This window comes from Paenibacillus solanacearum (assembly GCF_910593845.1).
Lineage (GTDB): Bacteria > Bacillota > Bacilli > Paenibacillales > NBRC-103111 > Paenibacillus_G > Paenibacillus_G solanacearum.
In genome coordinates this window covers 38831-59833 of the sequence record NZ_CAJVAS010000015.1, presented here as the reverse complement: position 1 = coordinate 59833, position 21003 = coordinate 38831, and the positions used below count along the sequence as shown (strand labels likewise).

Here is a 21003-nt window from a genome sequence, read left to right as displayed (position 1 = left end):
ACGAAAACTTTCGGGTAGAGGTGTTGCGTATGTTAGAGGCAGATGTAAAACGGGATTTGCAAGAAACGGCCAAGCGATTGGCTGAGCTTAGGGGGTCTCTTTGACTTAGATCTGAAGCTGGAGAAAATCGCCGACTATGAGGAAAAGATGTCCGCTCCGGATTTTTGGGACGATAACGAGAAGGCGCAGAAGCTGATCGGCGAGATGAATGCGATTAAGGGCAGTGTCGATCAATTCCAGGTGCTGGCTGCGGAATATGAAGACCTTGCGGTGCTGGCCGAGCTCGCGCAGGAGGAGCAGGACGATAGCATGACTGCCGACATTACAACAGGCATTGCGTCGATTGTCAAGAAGCTCGAGGACTTCGAGCTGCAGCTGCTGCTGAGCCAGCCGTATGACCGGCTCAATGCGATTCTCGAGCTGCACCCTGGCGCGGGCGGCACCGAATCGCAGGACTGGGCGGAAATGCTGCTGCGGATGTACCGCCGCTGGGCGGAGAAGCGCGATTTCAAGGTTGAGGTGCTCGACTACTTGCCGGGCGACGAGGCGGGCGTGAAGAGTGTGACGCTGCTCATCAAAGGCTACAACGCCTACGGCTATTTGAAAGCGGAGAAAGGCGTTCACCGGCTGGTGCGCATTTCGCCGTTCGATGCGTCGGGCCGGCGTCATACGTCGTTCGTGTCGTGCGACGTTATGCCGGAGATCGACGACGACGTAGAGATCGATATCCGGACGGAAGACCTCAAGGTCGATACGTACAGGTCGAGCGGCGCGGGCGGACAGCACATCAATACGACCGACTCGGCCGTACGTATCACGCACATTCCTTCCGGCGTTGTCGTAAGCTGCCAGACCGAACGGTCGCAGATCAAAAACCGCGAGCGCGCAATGAAGATGCTTCGTTCCAAGCTGTACGAGAAAAAAATCGAGGAACAGCAAAAGCATTTGGCCGAGATCCGCGGCGAAGTGTCGGATATTGCGTGGGGCAGCCAAATTCGCTCCTACGTGTTCCATCCGTACAGCATGGTCAAGGACCATCGGACATCGGAGGAAACCGGCAATATCGGGGCGGTCATGGACGGCGATTTGGATGCATTCATCGACGCTTACTTGCGTCAACAAATCAATAAACCGGAAAAAGAAGCGTAACCGGACATAAAACGATAAATACCAGTTCATCCTACACTTATGATACATGCCTCTGAAGGAAGGGGCCGGGTGTAGGATTTTTTGCGCTTCAAGGGAGGGTGGACATTGAATTCGGCAGAAGGTCGGGAGGACGATGGTAAGGCATTACCGGAAGCGGGTGGCGGATTGGGACCGCGGAGCAGGAAAAATGCAGGAGTTGCGGAGGATAGCTTTCGCGGGCGAAGAAGGAAGGGCCGGACGGTACGGGAAGGCTTGTGGGGACGTCGATTGTGGGAATATGCGCTGCTGCTGCTCGGCTCGCTAGTCATCGCACTCAGCTTCAATCTGTTCCTGAGCCCGAATCAAGTAGCCTCCGGCGGTGTAACCGGAATCAGCATCATTATTAACGCATTGACCGGGATTGAGCCGGCGCTAACCCAATGGGCGCTGAATATTCCGCTGTTTTTGATCGGCCTATGGCTGCTGGGCGGCCAGTTCGGCGTGAAAACCGTGATCGGCTCACTCGTACTGCCCTTCATGATTTTACTCACACGGAATGTTCCCGCGCTAACGGACAACATTTTGTTGGCGAGCATCTACGGCGGTATGCTGGTCGGCTTCGGCTTGGGGCTAGTATTTCGCGGAAGAGGCTCCACAGGCGGGCTCGATTTGGCCGCACAGATCATTCACCGGTATACAGGCATTGCGCTCGGTCTTTGCGTGGCGATGCTGGACGGCGCCGTAATTGTAACGGCTGGATTCGTATTGTCGCCGGAAAAAGCGCTCTACGCACTGATCGGGCTTTTCGTGACGAGCAAGACCATTAATGTCGTACAGCTCGGGTTCAGCTTTTCCAAAGTCGCATTTATTATCTCGAAGGACCCCGAGCCGATTCGCGAGGCGATCTTATTCGAGCTGGATCGCGGACTGACGAAGCTGCAAGCGATCGGCGGATATACGGGAGAGGAACGGACTGTGCTGATGGTCGTCGTCGGGCAGACGGAAGTGAGCCGATTGAAGGAACTCGTGCGGCGGATCGACCCGAAAGCGTTCGTCATTTTGAGCGATACGAATGAGGTGCTGGGCGAAGGATTTAACAAATCGGGATCGGGCTTGACTCCTTAGCATATAGTGTACCGAAATGCCAAAAATTTCAGTACAAAAGCAGTCCGTCGGGGATTGAATTCGCTTACCAAATCCGATACGATTTCAGTCAGACGGACATGGCTTGCTGGGGAGACGAAACAGGATGAAGAAACGATGGTGGATGATGCTTACGGCCGGTTTGGCTGCGGTCGGGATTAGCGGTTTGGGTACGGTATACGGCATGACGGCACGTGATAGCGATGGGGGCTTCCTGCTGCGCAACCCGCTGAACCGCAATGCGGACGTCGTCATCATCGGCACGGAGCTGGAAGGAATGTACCTGGCCCGCAGAGCGAAGCAGGAGGGGCTCAGCGTGCTGATCCTGGAGCCGAAGCAGCGGCTGGGAGGCCAGTTGATCCAGGGAGAAATGCAATACTTGGACGGGGTGTACAATGAACAAGGGGAGTCGATCGTACAAGGCGGGATGAAGGAGCTGTTCGAGCAGTACGAAGCGGGGCATATTCGGAAGAAGTCCCAGTTCGCCGCTTATTTTCACCGGCTTATTCAAGGCATCCCGATTGAGAAGGGAGTTGCACTGACCGGCCTGACCGAGACGGACGGAATCGTGCAATCCATTCGCTATACGAAGGACGGCAAAAACCAGGAAGTTCACCCGGCCTACGTCGTCGACAATTCGGATGATGCGGCGCTTTTGCGGAAGTTATTTCTGGAACCGCTTCCAGGACTAGGGGCTTTATATCAAGGGGGGCGTGAAGGAGCTGGCGAAGCGCCGCCGCAGCCTGAATTCATGAGCGCGACATACATGATGCGCTTCAAAAACGTTGATTGGCAGCGGCTGTACGGACAATTCTGGAGGCTGGATAAAATGGAGCGGGCCAGCCTCTACGGGCCGGACACCTATGTGGATGGAAACATCGCATACGGATTCCCGCCCATCGTAGGGCAGTATCGTCTGCGCAATCCACAGATGCTCAACTTGCGGGGGCTCAATATTCTCAATCAAGGGGATGGGGAAGTATTAATCAACGCGCTGCAAGTTTACGGGGTGGACCCGAGCAAGCCGGAGACGGTCGAGCGAGGCAAGCAGGCCGCGCAGGAAGAAATGCCGGGCATTCTGGAGCATCTCCGCAGGCATTTGACCGGCTTTGAGCGAGCGGAGCTGAACGGAGAGCCGCAAGAGCTGTATATCCGCGAATATTATCATTACCCGGCGGCCTATGTGCTGCAAGCGACGGATTTGATGAGCGGGCGGATGTTCTGGGATAATGTGAGCATCGGCGGTTATTTTATGGACATTCAAGGCTCACCGTCCAATCGGGAAGGACTGGCCATAGGCAAGCCTGATCAGTATGGCATGCCGCTGCGCAGCTATTTGGCCAAAGGCTACCATAATGTCATAATGACTGGGAAGCTGGTAGGCTCGTCTGCTGTCGCCTACGGCAGTACGCGCATTCAGGCGAACGGCGCGCTTGCGGCCGAATCGATCGGTGTGCTGCTGGGACGCATGCACGGACGCAGCCTGACGAGCGTGACGGAGCGGGAGATGGCTGATTTTCACGGATATATGGATAAAAAATATAAAATCAAGATCGCGCCGAAGGAAGCGAAGGACAAAATCGCACATCTGAGCGAGCGGCAGAAAGAAGAGCTTAACACGGGGAGGCTGACGCTGCTGGGCGGCAGCGTCGTAGCGAGGCATCTGCCCTTCATGAAAGTGAACGTCGGCGGAACCGGCCTGCGCTATACCGGGGGATTGAAGCCGCTGGTCATCGAGGGGGAGCCGTGGGCTCCGCTGCTGGAGACTTTTCACTTGCTAGGAGCTGTCCAAGTGCGATACGATGTGGATACGAAGCAAATTCGTTATGCATATAAAGAATCTCCTCAAAGCGAGCATTCGGTGCAAGCGCCGGTGCATGTGCATAACAACTTTGCCCTGATTCGGCTGGCGGATGCGGCCAAGCTGCTCGGTTACCGGCTGCAATGGGATTCGGAGCGGTCGGAGGCCAGGCTGGAGCGGCAGATGGACGGGCATATCCTCGGGCCGTAGGGTCTGTATTTGAGACCGAATAAGGGAAAATAAAGCTGCTGGCGGGGAAAATAGTCGTTGTATTATTATACCTTCGGATGTATAATAATACATAGTTTTTATGTGGAGGGAACGGAAATGTCTACGAAATTGAGAGCGGCCATTATCGGGTCGACGGGATACGGCGGGGTCGAGCTTATTCGGCTGCTGCTTATGCATCCGAATGTGGCGATCACATCGGTCATATCTTCTTCCAGCGCGGGGGCTCCGATCGCGGACGGCTATCCGCATTTGAATCAAATATTGACCGACAAGCTGGACGCGGTGGACGTGGATTTGATCCGCGAGAAGGCCGATGTCGTGTTTCTGGCTACGCCTCATGGGGTGGCTACGGAGCTGGCTCCGAAATTATATGACGCCGGGCTGAAGGTGATCGATATATCCGGCGACTTCCGGCTGAAATCCGGGGAAGTCTACGAAGCGTGGTATAAGCATAAGCCTGCGGACGCCGCATACGTGGAGAAGGCCGTATACGGGCTTGCCGAAGTATTTGGCGAAGAAGTCAAAGGCGCGAGCTTCATCTCGAACCCGGGGTGCTACCCGACGGCGACGCTGCTTGGGCTTGCGCCGCTTGCGGCCAGCGGCTGGATCGACCTGAAGTCGATCATCGCCGACGCCAAATCCGGCGTTTCCGGCGCCGGTCGCGGACTGAGTCTGCTCGTGCATTACGCCGAGATCAACGAAAACTTCCTTGCGTATAAAGTGAACAAACATCAGCATACGCCGGAAATCGAACAGGTGCTGGGGCGGCTTGCCGGAGAAGATGTGGTTATGACGTTCACGACGCATCTGGTGCCGATGACGCGCGGCATATTATCGACGATCTACGTCAATTTGAAAGAAACGCGGAGCGAGGACGACATCCGCGAGCTGTACCGCAGCTATTATGAAGGGCGGCCGTTCGTCCGCATTCGGGATAAGGGGAAATATCCGGCGACGAAGGAAGTATGGGGCTCTAACTATTGCGATATCGGGATGTCCCTCGATCCGCGCACAGGCCGGCTTACGATCATCTCGGTCATTGACAATGTGGTGAAGGGCGCGGCCGGGCAAGCGGTGCAGAACTTGAACTTGATGATGGGCTGGGATGAAGCGACCGGGCTGGCGTTCACTCCGGTATATCCATAAAGTGTTACGCGAACGATGGGGAAGGGAACGATGATGGTGAACGATTATGTAGTAGTGCCGGAAGGCTCGGTTACGACGCCGAGCGGTTTTCGCGCAGGCGGGCTGCACTGCGGCCTGAAGAAGACGCAGCGCCATGACCTTGGTGTCATTGTATGCGAGGTGCCGGCTCAGGCGGCGGGCGTATACACACTCAACCAATTCCAGGCGGCGCCGCTGAAAGTAACGCAGGAGAGCATCGCAGCCGGAGGCAAGCTGCAGGTGATGCTGGTGAACAGCGGGAACGCCAACGCTTGCACCGGCCAGCAGGGCGAGGATGACGCGCGCGCGATGCGTTCGGCGGCCGCCAAAGCGTTCGGCGTGGCGGACCATTTGGTCGGCGTCACGTCCACAGGCGTGATCGGCGAGCTGCTCCCGATGCCGAAGGTGCTGAGCGGTATCGAGAAGCTGCCGGCGGAGACGCGGGCGGACGGCGGAGACGACTTCTGCCAGGCGATCTTGACGACCGACCTCGTGAAGAAAGAAATTTGCGTACGCCTGACGGTAGGCGGCCGCACGGTACATATCGCCGGTGCGGCGAAGGGCTCGGGCATGATTCACCCGAATATGGCGACCATGCTCGGCTTCATGACCACGGACGCGAACATCGACAGCGCGATGCTGCAAAAGCTGCTGAACGAAGTGACCGATTCGACGTTCAATATGATTACGGTTGACGGTGATACGAGCACGAACGATATGGTCGTCGTCATGGCGAGCGGACTCGCCGGTAACGACAGCCTGACGCCGGAGCATCCGGACTGGGCGGCGTTCGCGGGCGCATTCACGCATGTCGGCGAATATTTGGCGAAGGCGATTGCGCGGGACGGCGAAGGCGCGACGAAGCTGATCGAGGTTACGGTAGCGGGCGCGGCTTCGCGCGATGCGGCGCGGGCTATCGCCAAGACCGTCATCGGCTCGAGCCTGGTCAAATCGGCCTGCTTCGGGGCGGACGCTAACTGGGGCCGCATCATCGCGGCCGTCGGTCGCGCAGGACAGCCGGTTCAAACGGAGACGGTCGATATCCGTCTCGGCGATATTTCCGTGCTGAAGCAGTCACGTCCGGTCAAGTTCGATGAAGACCGTGCGGAGGAGTATTTGAAGGGCGAGCTTGTGCAAATTCATGTGGATTTGAACATGGGCGACGCGACTGCGACCGCTTGGGGCTGCGATTTGACGTATGATTACGTGCGAATTAATGCGGCATACCGGACTTAATCATTCATTTTTATAAAATTATACCGATTTATATAGATTAAAGGGGAAACGTGCGGATGAACAGCTGTTTTGTAATGAAATGCGGCGGCAGCACGCTCGCTGCGCTGCCGGATTTGTTTTTCGATGATTTGCGGCAGCTGCAGCAGGATGGCGTCATCCCGGTGATCGTGCATGGCGGCGGGCCGGCGATCTCGGATACGCTCGGCAAACTCGGCATTGAGACGGAGTTCGTCAACGGGCTGCGCAAGACGAATGAAGCGGTGCTCGACGTTGTGGAGATGGTGCTGGCCGGACAAATTAACAAGGAAATTGTCCGCAAAATCCAGCGCTCCGGCGCCAAGGCACTCGGGCTGTCCGGCGTCGACGGCAACCTGATTCAGGCACAGCCGGTCGCTAACAGCGACCAGGTGGGTCTTGTCGGCGACGTGACGAACGTGAACGCCGAGCTGATTAAAGGCGTTGTTGCTATGGGCTACATGCCGGTCATTGCACCGGTCGGTATCGGCGCGGACGGCGGTCAGCGTTACAACATTAATGCTGATACGGCGGCGGGAGCGGTTGCTTCCCACCTCGGCGTCGAGCGGATGATCGTCGTGACCGACGTGCCGGGTATCATGAAGACGGTTGACGGCGACAAGCGCGTGCTGGCCGCAGTCACCGTGCAAGAGATCGACGAGATGATCGCGAGCGGAGAAATTTACGGCGGCATGATTCCGAAGGTGCGCGCTGCCGTACAATGCATCCAAGGCGACGTGCGTGAAGTGGTGATCGTGGACGGATCGGTGCCTTATGTGCTCAGCAAGGCGCTGAAAGAAGGCGGCATCGGTACGCGGATTGTGCGCGCGTAGCGCGTAATGCATTGCTGTTACAGCCAATCGCCGAAAAAGCCATAAAAACATATTATTTTTCCATATAAAGGAGTGAACGACATGGGAGAGGCTCAAAGCGCATTGTTTCCGAATTACGCACGGTATCCTTTTACGTTTGTGAAGGGGGACGGCAGCAGGCTGTGGGATGAGAACGGCAAGGAGTATTTGGACTTGATGTGCGGTCTGGCCGTCACGAATTTGGGGCATGCTCCCAAGCAGGTCACGGAGCGGCTCAAGCAGCAGGTGGATACGCTCTGGCATACAAGCAACTTGTTCCACATTCCGGATCAGGAGAAGCTGGCGCAGCTTCTGGTCGACAACAGCTGCGCGGACGCCGTGTTTTTCTGCAATAGCGGAGCGGAGGCGAACGAGGCGGCCATCAAGCTGGCGCGCCGTTACTATCAGAAGGTGATCGGGCAGCCTGAGCGCTATGAGATCATTACTTTCCACATGTCGTTCCATGGACGGACGCTAGCGACGCTGACGGCGACTGGGCAGGATAAAGTGAAGGAAGGCTTTGCACCGCTGCCGGAAGGGTTCGTATACGCGCCCTTCAACGATGCGGAAGGCACGGAGAAGCTAATCAGCGACAAAACGTGCGCGATCATGCTGGAGATGGTGCAGGGCGAAGGCGGCGTCAATCCGGCCGATCCGGCATTTGTGAAGCGGATCGCGGAGCTGTGCAAGCAGCATGGGCTGCTGCTGATCATCGATGAAATACAGACCGGCATGGGCCGGACGGGCAAGCTTTTCGCTTATGAGCATTACGGCATCGAGCCGGACGTGTTCACCTTGGCCAAAGGGCTCGGCAACGGCATCCCGATCGGCGCGATGCTCGGCAAAGAGAAGCTGCGCGAAGCGTTTTCGGCGGGAGCCCACGGCTCGACGTTCGGAGGCAACTATTTGTCTACGGCGGCGGGCATCGCTACGCTGGAGACGATGCTAGCCGAGAAGCTGCCGCAGCGCGCGGCCGAGCTTGGCGAGTATATCGTCAGCGAGCTGTCCCGCAAGCTGGAGGGCAATCCGCTTGTGCAGCACGTGCGCGGGCTGGGCATGCTGATCGGGATTCAGCTCAGCGGGCCATCGGCTGATTTAATCGCCGCGATCCATGAGCAGGGTGTGCTCGTTGTCTCCGCAGGGCCGAACGTCATTCGTTTGGCGCCGAGCCTGTTGATCTCCAGGGAAGAGCTCGACCGCGGGCTGGAGACGATTTGCGCCGTGCTGGCCAAACATGCGGCGGCCGCGGTTTAAGGAAAGGACGTACGGGTAGTGTAATAAGGGTACAGGCGCCGAAGAGTCTATGCTTCATGCAAGCAAGGGCTCTCGATCCCTGTGCCTTATCGAATGATGAACCACATGAGGGTTACAGCAGAAAGGAGATGCTTCGATGGCAGGAACCGTGGAGCAGGACTTGGCAATGTCGCTCAGAGGTCGCGATTTTATCGGCTTGGTCGATTATGCGCCTGAAGAGATTCAATATTTGATCGATTTGGCGATCGATCTGAAGCGGAAGCAAAAGGCGGGGGAAGTGTACCAGCCGTTGAAAGGGAAGACGCTGGGGATGATTTTTGAGAAATCGTCCACGCGCACGCGCGTTTCCTTCGAAGTCGGAATGTACCAGCTCGGGGGGCATGCGCTGTTCCTGAGCAAAAACGATTTGCAGCTTGGCCGCGGAGAAACGATTTACGATACGGCGCAGACGATGTCGCGTTACCTCGACGGCATTATGATCCGGACGTACGCGCACCGGACGGTCATCGATCTGGCCCGTGGGGCGACGATCCCGGTGATCAACGGACTGACCGATTTGTCCCATCCGTGCCAGGCGCTGGCCGACTACCAGACGGTACAGGAGAAGAAGGGCCGCCTGCAAGGGCTCAAGGTAGCCTATATCGGCGACGGGAATAATATGGTACACTCGCTTATGATGGGCGCGGCGAAGCTTGGCATTCATTTTGCCGTTGCCACGCCGGAAGGCTACGAGCCGGACAGCGAGGTTCTGAAGCTCTCCAGGGAGTTTGCGGCGCAAACCGGAGGAAGCTTGTACGTTGGCACGGACGCGAAAGAAGCGATTGCGGATGCGGACGTTGTCTATACCGATGTTTGGGCGTCGATGGGCTTTGAAGCGGAGCAAAAAGAGCGGGAGATCGCCTTCAAAAACTACCAGGTGAACGACGAGCTCGTCAAATATGCGAAAAAAGACTACCTGTTCATGCACTGCCTGCCGGCACACCGCGGCGAGGAAGTATCGGAGAGCGTCATCGACGGCAAAAACTCCGTTATTTTCGATCAGGCCGAAAACCGGCTGCATGCGCAAAAAGCGGTTATGGCTGCGATTATGTAACAGAATCGGTCGAAACCGGGCGGTTCGTTTTGGGTGATGGGCGGCGGTGTCATGCGAAATCGAAGGATAGTGAGGAGCATAGCACCCGCCCGCCAAGCTCAAAGCGTTTTCCGGTACTACCGAGGGGTTGAAGCATGACATGTGATATCAAAGGAGAGCGGAAACACGATGGCAAAGCAAAAAATCGTATTGGCGTATTCCGGCGGTTTGGATACGTCGATTATTTTGAAATGGCTGAAAGAAACGTACGATGCGGAGATCATTGCGTTCACGGCCGATATCGGGCAAAAGGAAGAGCTTGACGGCTTGGAGGAAAAAGCGCTGAACACCGGCGCGTCGAAAGTATACATCGATGATCTGCGCGAAGAGTTCGCCCGCGACTTCATCTTCCCGATGTTCCAGGCGGGAGCATTGTACGAAGGACAGTACCTGCTCGGCACCAGCATCGCGCGTCCGCTGATCGCCAAGCGTATGGTCGAGATCGCCCGTGCGGAAGGCGCAACGGCAATTGCCCATGGTGCAACGGGCAAAGGGAACGACCAGGTGCGCTTCGAGCTGACGGCGGCAGCTTTGACGCCGGATATCGAAGTGATCGCGCCATGGCGTCTTGAGCAGTTCCGCGAGCAATTCCCGGGACGTGCGGAAATGATCGCATATGCGGAGAAGCACGGCATTCCGGTCACGGCATCGGCGTCCAAGCCGTACTCCATGGACCGCAACCTGTTGCATATCAGCTATGAGAGCGGCGTGCTGGAAGATCCGTGGTTTGACGCAAGTGCGCCGTCAAACAAAGATATGTTCCTGCTCAGCGCCGATCCTGAAGATGCTCCGGATCAAGCCGAGTACATCGAACTGGAGTTCGAACAAGGAAACTGCGTTGCCGTCAATGGCGAGCGCATGATTCCGCTGCACATTATGGAGAAATTGAACGAGCTCGGCGGCAAGCATGGCGTAGGGCGCGTCGACATGGTAGAGAACCGTTTCGTCGGCATGAAGAGCCGGGGCGTGTACGAAACGCCGGGCGGCTCCATTCTATTCACGGCGCACCGCAAGATGGAATCGCTGACGATGGACCGCGAAGTGATGCACTTGCGCGACTCGCTTATTTCGAAATACGCATCGCTCGTATACAACGGCTTCTGGTTCGCTCCGGAACGTCTGGTGGTACAAGCCCTTGTGACCGAAAGCCAGAAGAACGTGAGCGGTACCGTCCGCCTGAAGCTGTACAAAGGTAACGTAACGGCCGCCGGCGTGAAGAGCCCGGTCAGCCTGTACAACCCGAACATCGCTACGATGGAGGCCGACCCGACGAAGGCATACGACCAAGGCGATGCGACGGGCTTCATCCGTCTGAACGCACTGCGCCTGCGCGTAGCGGCCGGCGTGAATCAGAACGCAGGGAAATAAGCGGATTACCCGCTCACCTCGCGTAGAAGCGGAACAAAGAATAGCCAATTTGAATGCATCGTTCAGGAGCTTAGGGTTTCCTTCACAGGGAAGCCCTAAGCCTGTGTTTAACGTAGAGAAGAACATGTTCGGCGAAGGGAGCAACCAACGTGTCAAAGCTTTGGGGTGGACGATTTACGAAAAAAACAGACCAGCTGGTGGAGGAATATACGGCCTCCATTTTGTTCGATAAAGAACTGGCCGAAGAAGATATTCAAGGCAGCCTGGCGCATGTGACGATGCTCGGCAAATGCGGCATTTTGCCGCTCGACGACGTCGAGAAGATCAAGGACGGCCTGCATAAAGTGCAAGGCATGATCCGCCGCGGCGAACTGGAGTATTCGGTGAGCGACGAAGATATCCATATGAACATCGAGAAGACCTTGATCGATGAAGTGGGGCCGGTCGGCGGCAAGCTGCATACGGGACGCAGCCGGAACGATCAGGTCGCGACCGATATGCATTTGTGGCTGCGCAAGCGTGTGGTCGAATTCGTCGGACTGCTGAACAAAGTGCAGGAAGCGCTGATCGGGCAGGCAAAAGCGAATCTTGATACGATTGTGCCGGGCTACACGCATTTGCAGCGGGCGCAGCCGATTTTGTTCGCCCATCACCTGATGGCTTACGTATCGATGTTCCAGCGCGATATCGAGCGGCTGCAGGACAGCTACAAACGCGTCAATGTGCTGCCCCTGGGTGCCGGTGCGCTGGCGGGGACGACGTTCCCGATCGACCGTCACTTTGTCGCGCAGCAGCTTGGCTTTGACGGCGTGTACGAGAACTCGCTCGATGCGGTCAGCGACCGCGATTTCATCGTCGAGTTTTTATCCAACGCGGCGATGATCATGATGCACTTGTCCCGCCTGTGCGAGGAATTCGTGCTGTGGTCCAGCACGGAGTTCCGCTTCATCGAGCTCGACGACGCGTTCTGTACGGGCAGCAGCATTATGCCGCAAAAGAAAAACCCGGACGTGGCGGAGCTTGTTCGCGGCAAAACCGGCCGCGTCTACGGCAACCTGTTCGGTCTCCTGACCGTCTTAAAGTCGCTGCCGCTTGCGTACAACAAGGACATGCAGGAAGACAAGGAAGGCATGTTCGATACGGTCCGTACGCTGCAAGGGGCGCTGCAGCTGTTTGCTCCGATGATCAGCACGATGAAAGTCAACAAGGACAGGATGCGGCAAGCGGTGAACCAGGACTTCTCCAACGCGACCGATATCGCTGATTACTTGGTGAACAAAGGTATGCCGTTCCGTCAGGCGCATGAAGTCATCGGCAAAACGGTGCTGTACTGCATTCAGCAGCAAAAGTTTTTGCTCGACCTGAAGCTGGAGGAATATCACCAGTTCTCCAACCTGTTCGACGCGGATATTTACGACGTGCTGCAGCCGGAGCGGGTCGTGAACGCCCGCAACGTATACGGCGGTACGGCAAACGGTCAAGTGAGCGGGGCCATTGTGAGGGCCGAAGAGGTGTTGTCTCACGCGACCGCATGGTTCGATCAATATTACGACAAGAGCAGATAAAGCTTCTCATAGGCAGCTTCGAGGAGCTTCCTTGGGGTTATCCCGGAAAAGGGGCAGGAATGGACGGATACACGGTCCAATTCCGGACCCGCGGACGAAAGCCCGCACCTGTGTTTAGGAAACGCACCTTTGATTGTCGGCTAATACGGCAATCGGAAAGCGGCTCCTAAGCGACACAGGCGCGGGCTTTTTGGCATACAGGGCATGGCCGGGGCAAGTAGCCGAAATTACCGCCTATGGCACCACCCCGTTGCGTCCAGGAAGGGGAGCCGTGCTCGCTTCGCGGATTCAGCGGAAGTTCGGACCCCGGATGCCGTCTTCGATGAGCGGCGCCGTATTGCCGGGTCCGGGCGCAGTGCGGTCAATGCTGCCTGTATTGTTGTTGGAAGCGATGATGGTCGGCTGCGCGGAATACGTGTCGCGCGATATTTTTTCCGTAGAAACGACGACCCCGTTCTGCTTCTTAATGCGGTACGTTTCCACAATATAGCCCGGTTTTCCTTTGCTGATTACTTCCTTCTTACCGGCAGGCAAGGCAGGATTCAACACGTATTTGGCCGGCGGCTGCAGCGTTTGGACGGTCTTGGACTCGACCTCGTACGTGATGTCGGGAGGCGTCTGGCCGAACAGCTTGACAGACATGCCGCGCGCATCGGTCGCGGTGCGAATGAGCAAGTAATGCTGCGTATTGTTGCGGAACTTGAAGTTGATATAGCCACTCGCGAACGTGGCGTCCTGACCGAGTGGAACGTAGCTGACGGGAAGCGAATGGTTGCGCCGCTCGACAATCTCCAGCCCGGCGCGCAAAACCGCGTTGTACAGCGTGGACGACACTTGGCATATGCCGCCGCCGATGCCCGGCACGAGCTTGCCGTTAATGATGACCGGCGCTTCCTTGTAGCCGCATGTTTTCTCCGTCTTCTCCACATAGGGCGCATAGTCAAACACGTCGCCCGGCTTCAGCAGCACATCCTGGATGGAGGCAGCGGTCGACTGTACGTTATGCACCCGTCCTTCGCTGCTAATGGACGACGACGGGCTAGGCGGGTAAAAGGTAGAGAACTCGCTGATTTTGCGCACGATCCCTTGCGCTTGCAGCATCTGGACCGTAAGCTGTGGCTCTATGATTTTCAGGGGTGCTGGAAGAGATGGCGTCTTTTGTCCAGAGGCACCGGAATTAGCGCCTGTGCCGCCCCCCTCACCGGCGGGTCCGCACAGGTCGTCTCCTGCCCACCGGGGGGAGCCCCAGCTGGGGAGTATCGCTTCCAGCGCGCTTACAAGCGCCGCTTCATCCAGGCGTTCGACCCGAACGTCCGGCGCATATCCGATCGTATCTTCCGCATGAATGATGCGCTGCGCGTTGGCGGGCAAGCGGGCATATACCTGCGGAAACGCCTTTTGCAGTGAGGCTTTCAGCGTTTCCTCGTTAAATCCGCGCTCCAGCGACCACTGCTGCCCCCGAATGCGCCACTTATAGACAGCTTTGCGGAAGGCCGATCCTTCGCGGATCGGGCGAAGCTGCTCGACCATCTGTTGCTCGCCCACCACAAGCCCAAGCTGCTTCAAGGTAAAATCCGCCGCCGCGCCGGGTTCACCGTTTCCGCCCGGTTTTATGGTTAAGCTTATAGTTTGATTCATCAGCCGCTCTACTTTTTCATGCAATTGCCGCTCCAGCTCGGCTGCCGGCATTCCGCCGACGACCCAGTCCCCGATAGCGACTCGCGAGGGAACATGGGGCAACGAGCCGTATACCGCCATCGTTGCTAGGGCCGAGAGGATCAACACCAGCGACCCGATCAGCGTCCAGAGCATGCGCGGGCTTACTCCTGCCATGACAGCCGCTCCTTTGTCCGTGAAGTGAGCTCGTACACCGTTGTTGCTCATCTATATGCGGACGCAGCGCAAAACTTTCCTCAGCACGTCCTCCTAAAGCGCGCGCCGCTGACGCGTGAAAAACATGCCGTCGATTGCAGGCGCTCGTCACCTGGTGTCTAAGCTTTCCGCACGGAGGCTCCTGCGGCAAAGTGTAGAAATTCACTGAGACTTAAAGGAATTTGGGTTTTCATGTCGAACTTATAAAGGCTAGGATTCGATAAATGCTGCCGTAAGCGCAGGCATTGGGAACGGACCTAAAGGGACATGCAGGGCTAATGCGTTTTGGTTTATTTGTGGCAGAATAGCCCGTAATTCAATCAGGATGTGATACCGTGATAGAAATGCAAGACGTATGGAAAACGTATCCGGACGGAAGCCATGCTCTCAAAGGCATCAGCGTGAAGGTGGACCGCAACGAATTCGTCTACGTCGTCGGCCCGTCGGGCGCCGGTAAATCGACATTCATGAAGCTCATCTATAGGGAAGAACGTCCGACGAAAGGCACCATTTTTGTAAACGGATTTAATCTGGAAAAGCTCAAGCAGCGTAAAATTCCATACGTTCGGCGCAATATCGGCGTTATTTTTCAAGACTATCGCCTGCTTCCTAAGCTTACGGTATTCGAGAATGTCGCGTTCGCTATGGAAGTCATCGAGGCGCCGAAGAAGATTATCCGCAAGCGCGCGATGGAAGTGCTCGATCTCGTGAAGCTGAAGGACAAGCTCCATTCGCTGCCTACGCAGCTGTCGGGCGGAGAGCAGCAGCGGGTGGCCATCGCCAGGGCGATCGTCAATAATCCTTCGGTTATCGTCGCCGACGAACCGACAGGTAACCTGGACCCCGATACGTCGTGGGATATCATGAAGCTGATGGAAGAGATCAACTTCCGCGGTACGACCATCGTAATGGCTACGCATAACAAGGAGATCGTCAATACGATGCGCAAGCGGGTGCTCGCTGTCGAATCGGGCAAAATTGTCCGGGATGAAATTAGAGGTGAATACGGCTATGAGGATTAGTACGGTCGTAAGGCATCTCCGCGAAGGGACGAAGAACGTCGTACGGAACGGCTGGATGTCGTTTGCCTCGATCAGCTCGATTGCCATTTCGCTTTTTATATTAGGCGTTTTTCTGGTGTTGACCTTGAACGTAAACTTCCTTGCCAAGCAAATCGAACAGCAAGTGGAGATACGCGTATACCTTGAGGTCAATACGCCGCAGGATCAAATTACGCAGCTGCACAGCGATATTAGCGCCATCCCGAAAGTGGACAAGGTGACCTTCGTGTCCAAGGAGGAAGGGCTCAAGTATTTGCGCGAGAAGCTTGGAGAAAGCGGCAAACAGCTGCTGGAAGGCTTTGACGGAGAAAACAACCCGCTTAACGATTCGTTCACTGTGGAAGTGACCGAACCCCGGGGCGTGGCTCAGGTAGCGCAGCAAATCAGCAGTCTGAATAACGGCAAGACGACCAAACCGATTTATCGCGTCAGCTATGGACAGGGAACGGTGGAGACGATGTTTAAGGTAACGTCCATCGTCCGCAATATTGGTCTTGTGCTCGTTGCGGGACTTGCGCTGACGGCGATGTTCCTCATATCCAACACGATCAAGATTACGATTGTCGCTCGGCGCCGCGAGATTGGGATCATGAAGCTTGTCGGCGCGACCAACTCGTTTATTCGCTGGCCTTTTTTTATCGAGGGGGCGCTGCTGGGCATCATCGGATCGGTCATTCCTGTCGTCGTTCTGCTGTACGGGTATTGGCAGTTAATGAAGTCCGTTGAGCTCGACTTGAACCTGCTGCTGATTCAACTGCTGCCATATCATGAGATTTATCTCCAAGTAGGAGGATTGCTGCTCGGCATCGGCGTGTTGATCGGTATTTGGGGAAGTACGCTTTCGGTACGCAAGTTTTTGCGGGTATAGCTGGGATTGAAACCATAACGAGGAGGAACGGTGTTGAAAAAATCATATCTACCTCTCGTGATAACCGCGGGTTTGATGGGGGCGCTGCTTGTGCCTCAGTACGGTTTCGCGATTTCGGAGTCGGAACGGATTCAGCAGGAGCTCAACCAGCTCAAGAAAACGAAAGCGGCCGCTCAGCAGAAAGCCGCCAATGCGGAAAAGGAAATAGGCAAGGTACAGGCGGAAAAGCAGCAGATCAATAATGATATCAATTACATTTTGGAGCAGATTGACGTAACGAACCAGAAGCTCGTCAAGCTGAACGACCAGGTCGACACGGTAACCGATTCGCTGAACGAGAACGCCAAGCAGTTGGAGGAGGCTGAGGCGCGGATTACATCCCGTGATCAAATGCTCAGGTCGCGTATCCGGCTTATGTATATGAATGGCGTCGTATCGTATGCGGATGTGCTGCTCAGCTCGACCAGCTTTGGCGATTTTCTCGACCGGCTCAACGCGCTCAAATCGATCGTCAATCAAGATAAGGAAATATTGGACGCGAACAAACGCGACCGCGGCGTCATTGCCGATACGAGGGTCGTGATTGAGAAACAGCTGACAGAGGTTAAAAATTTATATGCCGAAGCGGCCGCGATCAAGGAAGATCTCGTCGTGAAGGAAAAGGAAAAAGAAGTGCGGATCGCCAGCCTCTCCAAAAAGGAGAAGGAGCTTGAGGAAATCAGTGAAGAAGCGGAACAAGAGCTGATCAAGGCGGCAAGTCAGGAAGCGGCCAAGCAAAGGGCGTTGCAGCAAGCGAAGCAGGCGGAAGCCGCCAAGAGCGGCAAGCCGACGACGCCGGCGTATACGTATAGCGGAGGAAAATTCGGCTATCCGCTGCCAAAAGTCGTATCGATGTCGTCGGACTATGGCGTAAGGAAAGACCCGTTCACGGGCAAGCCGGCGGGCCATACGGGACTCGACTTGCCTTCACCGAACGGCACGAGCATTTTCGCGGCAGAAGACGGCGTTGTCATCCTCGCATCCTGGTGGAGCGGCTTCGGCAACTGCGTGATCATCGATCACGGCAAAGGCGTATGGACGCTGTACGGGCATATTCGCAACGACGGCATTGTGGTGAATAAAGGCGACACCGTCAAACGCGGGCAAAAAATTGCCGAGGTCGGGGCGACGGGCCGCGCGACGGGCAACCACCTGCATTTTGAAGTGAGAGTTAACGAACAACCGGTCGATCCGAAACCGTATTTGGGCATGAAATAAACGCAGACCGCTCATAAATTTCCAAAGCTTGTCATAAACTATAAAGACAAGTTGTTTGGAACCGCTGCGGGCGGGAAGGCAACAGCAAAGGCGGTGTGGAGAGAGAAATGACGTTTAAAGGACGTACGGTACTGGCATTTATCTTGCTGTCCATGTTCGCCAGCAGCATTATGACGCTGACGATTGTGAATCCGTCGATTTTCGCGGCGGGCGGCAAGGATGGCGCGGCTTTAGGCGGAGGCGCATCCGGGTTAACCGGCAAAGATTACGCCAAGCTGGCTACGACGTATCAATTGATCGAGAACAAATTTTTGAACGAGGTCGATCACGAGAAGATCGTGAACGGTGCGATTAACGGCATGCTCGCCACGCTGGACGATCCGTTTACCGTTTATATGGATCAGAAGGAAGCGCAGCAGTTTGACGAGAATATCGCTTCTTCGTTCCAGGGAATCGGGGCAGAGGTGACCTCTGAGGACGGGAAAGTTACGATTGTTTCGCCGATCAAAGGCTCGCCTGCCGAGAAAGCCGGACTTCATGCCAATGACGTGATCCTCTCGGTCAATGGCGAGAAGCTGGATGGCTTGACGCTGAATCAGGCGATTATGAAAATACGCGGACCGAAAGGGACGCAGGCCAAGCTCGAAATCGGCCGGTCGGGGACGCCGGAACCGATCTCCGTCATTGTCGTTCGCGACGACATCGACGTAGAGACGGTGTTTGGCGAAATGCTGCCGAATAACATCGGCAAGATCGAGATTCGCCAGTTCGCGAGCAACACGGCGCCGCGCTTCAAGGAGGAGCTGAAAAAGCTCGAAGCCAGCGGCATGAAAGGTTTGATCATCGATGTCCGCAACGATCCGGGCGGCTTGTTGTCCGCGGTCGTCGAGATCGTGGAGCCGTTCGTACCGAAGGGTAAAGCGATCGTGCAGATCGAGAATCGCAAAGGCGAGAAGGAAGAAACGCCGTCTCAAGGCACGGGCAAGCCGTATCCGGTGACAGTGCTCATCAACAAAGGAAGCGCCAGTGCTTCGGAAATATTAGCAGGCGCGCTGCGCGACTCGGCTGGCAGCAAGCTCGTCGGGGAAACGACGTTCGGTAAAGGCACCGTACAGGTGACGTTCGAAAAAGAGATGGGCGACGGCAGCAACATTAAGATGACCGTGTACAAATGGCTGACGCCTAACGGCACGTGGATTCATAAGAAGGGCATCTCCCCGGACGTGCCGGTCGAGCAGCCTGCATTCTTCAAAGTGGCGCCGCTCTCCAAAAAATCGGAGCTTAAGCCGGATATGAACAGCGAGGACGTCAAAAATCTCCAAACGATGCTGCAGGGACTCGGATACAGTCCCGACCGTTCGGACGGATATTTCAGCGACAAAACGGCGACGGCCGTCAAAGCGTTCCAGCGCATGAACAGTTTGCCGGTGACCGGTGAGGTCGATACGGAAACGGCGAATAAGCTGGAGAAAGCCGTTCTTACGGCGATCCGCGACCCGAAAAACGATTTGCAGCTGAAAGCGGCGGTCCAGCAGGTCGAAGCGGCAATTGGCGTCAAAAAGTAAACGCGACGGATTTTACACAATTCGGGATTTTGGAACGCACAGCAGGAAAAGCATCGCTCGCGTCGAAATCATTAAAGAAGGCAGGCTTCAGGAAATGAAGCTTGACCTTCTTTTCATTTTGTCGCGCAAAGGAGCAAGCCATGGACGCTGCATTGGAAGTGGGGAATCGAGGGCTGCATGCCTTACTGCAGCTGTTATTGCATCCTTTTTATTATGTAGGTATTTTGTTTGTCGTGCTGCAGTATCGAAGGCAAATTGCGCTGGAACGGAGACTGTTCGCAACGCGGCTGCATTCGCTGCTTTCCGAGACGTGGAGAACCGTGCTCTGGGGCTTCGTTGGAGGGATATTCGCCTCCGTCGTCATGGCTGCGGTTGGCGCGACGCTGGAGCCGAGAGCGACACTGCTGCTTTGGGGCGTTTCCCTGGTTCTGCTTTTCATTAAGGTACGTTTTTTATGCTGGGCTTACGCGGTGGGAGCGATCGGCCTGCTGCAGGCGATCTTGCACGTCGTACCGCCGCTTGGCACGATCCCCGCGGTTGCCTGGCTGACTGATGCGATCAGTCAGATCAACATGCCTGCGCTGCTGGCGCTGGTAGCGGTGCTGCACTTGGTCGAAGCTATCTATGTTCGCAAGCAAGGAACCCGTTTCGGAACACCGATGTTTTATGAGAGCAAACGCGGTAAAATTGTCGGCGGTTATCATTTGCAAGGATTCTGGCCGGTAACTTTGTTTTTGCTCGTACCTATGCAAGGGGCGGGCAATGCGCTGCCGTGGACGCCGCTGCTCGGAGGAGACCTGTGGCAGGGCGGCTGGACGATTATCGGTTTTCCGGTCATGATCGGCTTCGCGGAGATGACGATGTCCCGGCTGCCCAACGACAAGGTCCGCATCAGCTCCAATCTGTTGTTTATATACGCGATAGTCCTGCTCGGCTTGGCCGGGATAGCGGCGATGTGGCCGGTCTTTCTCGCAGCTGCCAGCTTGCTGTGCATTGTGCTGCACGAGGCGATCATCTGGTACAGCCACTGGGATGAAAGCGCACGAAGCCCATACTTTGTTCATGGCGCCAAGGGGCTCAAAATATTAGGCATTATACCGGGCAGTGCGGCGGAAGAGCTGGGGCTGCTTGTCGGCGAGTCCGTGTATAAGGTGAACGGTATACCTGTAAGATCGAAGCAGGAGCTTCATGAAGCGATGCGGTCGAATCCAGCCTTTTGCAAGCTGGAAATTATCAATTTGGCAGGGGAGAGCAAGTTTGTAAAACGGGCGGTGTTCTCGGGAGAGCATCATCAGCTTGGCATTATATTGGCGCCGGATCAAGGCGCGCTGTATTATGCCAAAGCGGCGCAACCGTCGATCTTGGCTTACTTCCGTTCGAAAGTACAAGGGCTTCCAGGCAGCAAGAAGCCTTCCTCCAAATCAATGTAAAAAAGCCGCTGGCGTTCGTTTTGCGCGCCAGCGGCTTTTTGCGATGCTTCTTATTCTTAGGC

General features: G+C 56.0%; 17 protein-coding genes. 16 read left to right on the top strand and 1 reads right to left on the bottom strand.

The window, feature by feature from the left end; translation table 11 throughout:
- The first annotated feature begins 29 nt into the window (after positions 1 to 29).
- From prfB to argH, 10 genes are all read left to right on the top strand, one after another.
- A protein-coding gene (gene prfB / locus KXG62_RS17310) for a peptide chain release factor 2 (RefSeq protein ID WP_218093253.1) occupies positions 30 to 1149 on the top strand; the annotation gives its coding sequence in 2 pieces (ribosomal slippage) (positions 30 to 101 and positions 103 to 1149; 1119 coding nt in all).
- 105 nt (positions 1150 to 1254) lie between these two features.
- Positions 1255 to 2253 carry a YitT family protein gene (locus KXG62_RS17305; RefSeq protein ID WP_425517350.1) on the top strand — a complete coding sequence of 333 codons (999 nt, stop codon included), beginning with the start codon at positions 1255 to 1257 and terminating at the stop codon, positions 2251 to 2253.
- Between the two features lie 124 nt (positions 2254 to 2377).
- Positions 2378 to 4282 (top strand): FAD-dependent oxidoreductase, encoded by a 1905-nt coding sequence (locus tag KXG62_RS17300; protein ID WP_218093252.1) that lies wholly within the window; start codon positions 2378 to 2380, stop codon positions 4280 to 4282.
- 117 nt (positions 4283 to 4399) lie between these two features.
- Complete coding sequence (gene argC, locus KXG62_RS17295; RefSeq protein ID WP_218093251.1) at positions 4400 to 5449, top strand: N-acetyl-gamma-glutamyl-phosphate reductase; 1050 nt, start codon at positions 4400 to 4402, stop codon at positions 5447 to 5449.
- A 15-nt stretch (positions 5450 to 5464) separates the two neighbouring features.
- On the top strand, positions 5465 to 6703 hold the full coding sequence (gene argJ, locus KXG62_RS17290; RefSeq protein WP_246627496.1) for a bifunctional glutamate N-acetyltransferase/amino-acid acetyltransferase ArgJ: 1239 nt from the start codon (positions 5465 to 5467) through the stop codon (positions 6701 to 6703).
- A 56-nt stretch (positions 6704 to 6759) separates the two neighbouring features.
- On the top strand, positions 6760 to 7551 hold the full coding sequence (argB, locus tag KXG62_RS17285; protein WP_218093250.1) for an acetylglutamate kinase: 792 nt from the start codon (positions 6760 to 6762) through the stop codon (positions 7549 to 7551).
- An 81-nt stretch (positions 7552 to 7632) separates the two neighbouring features.
- On the top strand, positions 7633 to 8823 hold the full coding sequence (argD, locus tag KXG62_RS17280; protein WP_218093249.1) for an acetylornithine transaminase: 1191 nt from the start codon (positions 7633 to 7635) through the stop codon (positions 8821 to 8823).
- Positions 8824 to 8959: 136 nt separating this feature from the next.
- Entirely contained in the window at positions 8960 to 9916 is a 957-nt protein-coding gene (gene argF, locus KXG62_RS17275; protein WP_218093248.1) for an ornithine carbamoyltransferase, read from the top strand.
- 168 nt (positions 9917 to 10084) lie between these two features.
- Positions 10085 to 11323: an argininosuccinate synthase gene (locus tag KXG62_RS17270; RefSeq protein WP_218093247.1), complete on the top strand. Its 1239-nt coding sequence runs from the start codon at positions 10085 to 10087 to the stop codon at positions 11321 to 11323.
- A gap of 149 nt (positions 11324 to 11472) precedes the next feature.
- Positions 11473 to 12888 carry an argininosuccinate lyase gene (gene argH / locus KXG62_RS17265; RefSeq protein ID WP_218093246.1) on the top strand — a complete coding sequence of 472 codons (1416 nt, stop codon included), beginning with the start codon at positions 11473 to 11475 and terminating at the stop codon, positions 12886 to 12888.
- A gap of 288 nt (positions 12889 to 13176) precedes the next feature.
- Here argH and KXG62_RS17260 read toward each other — a convergent pair whose 3' ends face one another.
- Positions 13177 to 14673, bottom strand: a complete 1497-nt coding sequence (locus KXG62_RS17260) for a VanW family protein (protein ID WP_425517354.1) — start codon at positions 14671 to 14673, stop codon at positions 13177 to 13179.
- Between KXG62_RS17260 and KXG62_RS34660 the strand changes: the two genes are divergently transcribed.
- From KXG62_RS34660 to KXG62_RS17235, 6 genes are all read left to right on the top strand, one after another.
- A complete protein-coding gene (locus tag KXG62_RS34660) occupies positions 14649 to 14723 on the top strand; it encodes a DUF3649 domain-containing protein (protein WP_425517353.1) in 75 nt (24 codons plus the stop codon). The genes KXG62_RS17260 and KXG62_RS34660 overlap by 25 nt on opposite strands.
- A gap of 372 nt (positions 14724 to 15095) precedes the next feature.
- Positions 15096 to 15782 carry a cell division ATP-binding protein FtsE gene (ftsE, locus tag KXG62_RS17255; protein ID WP_218093244.1) on the top strand — a complete coding sequence of 229 codons (687 nt, stop codon included), beginning with the start codon at positions 15096 to 15098 and terminating at the stop codon, positions 15780 to 15782.
- Complete coding sequence (ftsX, locus tag KXG62_RS17250) at positions 15772 to 16689, top strand: permease-like cell division protein FtsX (RefSeq protein ID WP_218093243.1); 918 nt, start codon at positions 15772 to 15774, stop codon at positions 16687 to 16689. The genes ftsE and ftsX overlap by 11 nt, the downstream gene beginning before the upstream one ends.
- Before the next feature lie 30 nt (positions 16690 to 16719).
- Positions 16720 to 17946, top strand: a complete 1227-nt coding sequence (locus KXG62_RS17245) for a murein hydrolase activator EnvC family protein (protein WP_218093242.1) — start codon at positions 16720 to 16722, stop codon at positions 17944 to 17946.
- Between the two features lie 107 nt (positions 17947 to 18053).
- Entirely contained in the window at positions 18054 to 19511 is a 1458-nt protein-coding gene (locus KXG62_RS17240; protein ID WP_218093241.1) for a S41 family peptidase, read from the top strand.
- Positions 19512 to 19651: 140 nt separating this feature from the next.
- Positions 19652 to 20941 carry a PDZ domain-containing protein gene (locus KXG62_RS17235; protein WP_218093240.1) on the top strand — a complete coding sequence of 430 codons (1290 nt, stop codon included), beginning with the start codon at positions 19652 to 19654 and terminating at the stop codon, positions 20939 to 20941.
- Positions 20942 to 21003: the final 62 nt, after the last annotated feature.

Coding starts and splice junctions, on each gene's coding strand:
- KXG62_RS17300 (WP_218093252.1), top strand. CDS start 2,378: ATGAAGAAACGATGGTGGATGATGCTTACGGCCGGTTTGGCTGCGGTC.
- KXG62_RS17270 (WP_218093247.1), top strand. CDS start 10,085: ATGGCAAAGCAAAAAATCGTATTGGCGTATTCCGGCGGTTTGGATACG.
- argB (WP_218093250.1), top strand. CDS start 6,760: ATGAACAGCTGTTTTGTAATGAAATGCGGCGGCAGCACGCTCGCTGCG.
- argJ (WP_246627496.1), top strand. CDS start 5,465: ATGGGGAAGGGAACGATGATGGTGAACGATTATGTAGTAGTGCCGGAA.
- argF (WP_218093248.1), top strand. CDS start 8,960: ATGGCAGGAACCGTGGAGCAGGACTTGGCAATGTCGCTCAGAGGTCGC.
- KXG62_RS17240 (WP_218093241.1), top strand. CDS start 18,054: ATGACGTTTAAAGGACGTACGGTACTGGCATTTATCTTGCTGTCCATG.
- ftsX (WP_218093243.1), top strand. CDS start 15,772: ATGAGGATTAGTACGGTCGTAAGGCATCTCCGCGAAGGGACGAAGAAC.
- argD (WP_218093249.1), top strand. CDS start 7,633: ATGGGAGAGGCTCAAAGCGCATTGTTTCCGAATTACGCACGGTATCCT.
- argC (WP_218093251.1), top strand. CDS start 4,400: ATGTCTACGAAATTGAGAGCGGCCATTATCGGGTCGACGGGATACGGC.
- KXG62_RS17235 (WP_218093240.1), top strand. CDS start 19,652: ATGGACGCTGCATTGGAAGTGGGGAATCGAGGGCTGCATGCCTTACTG.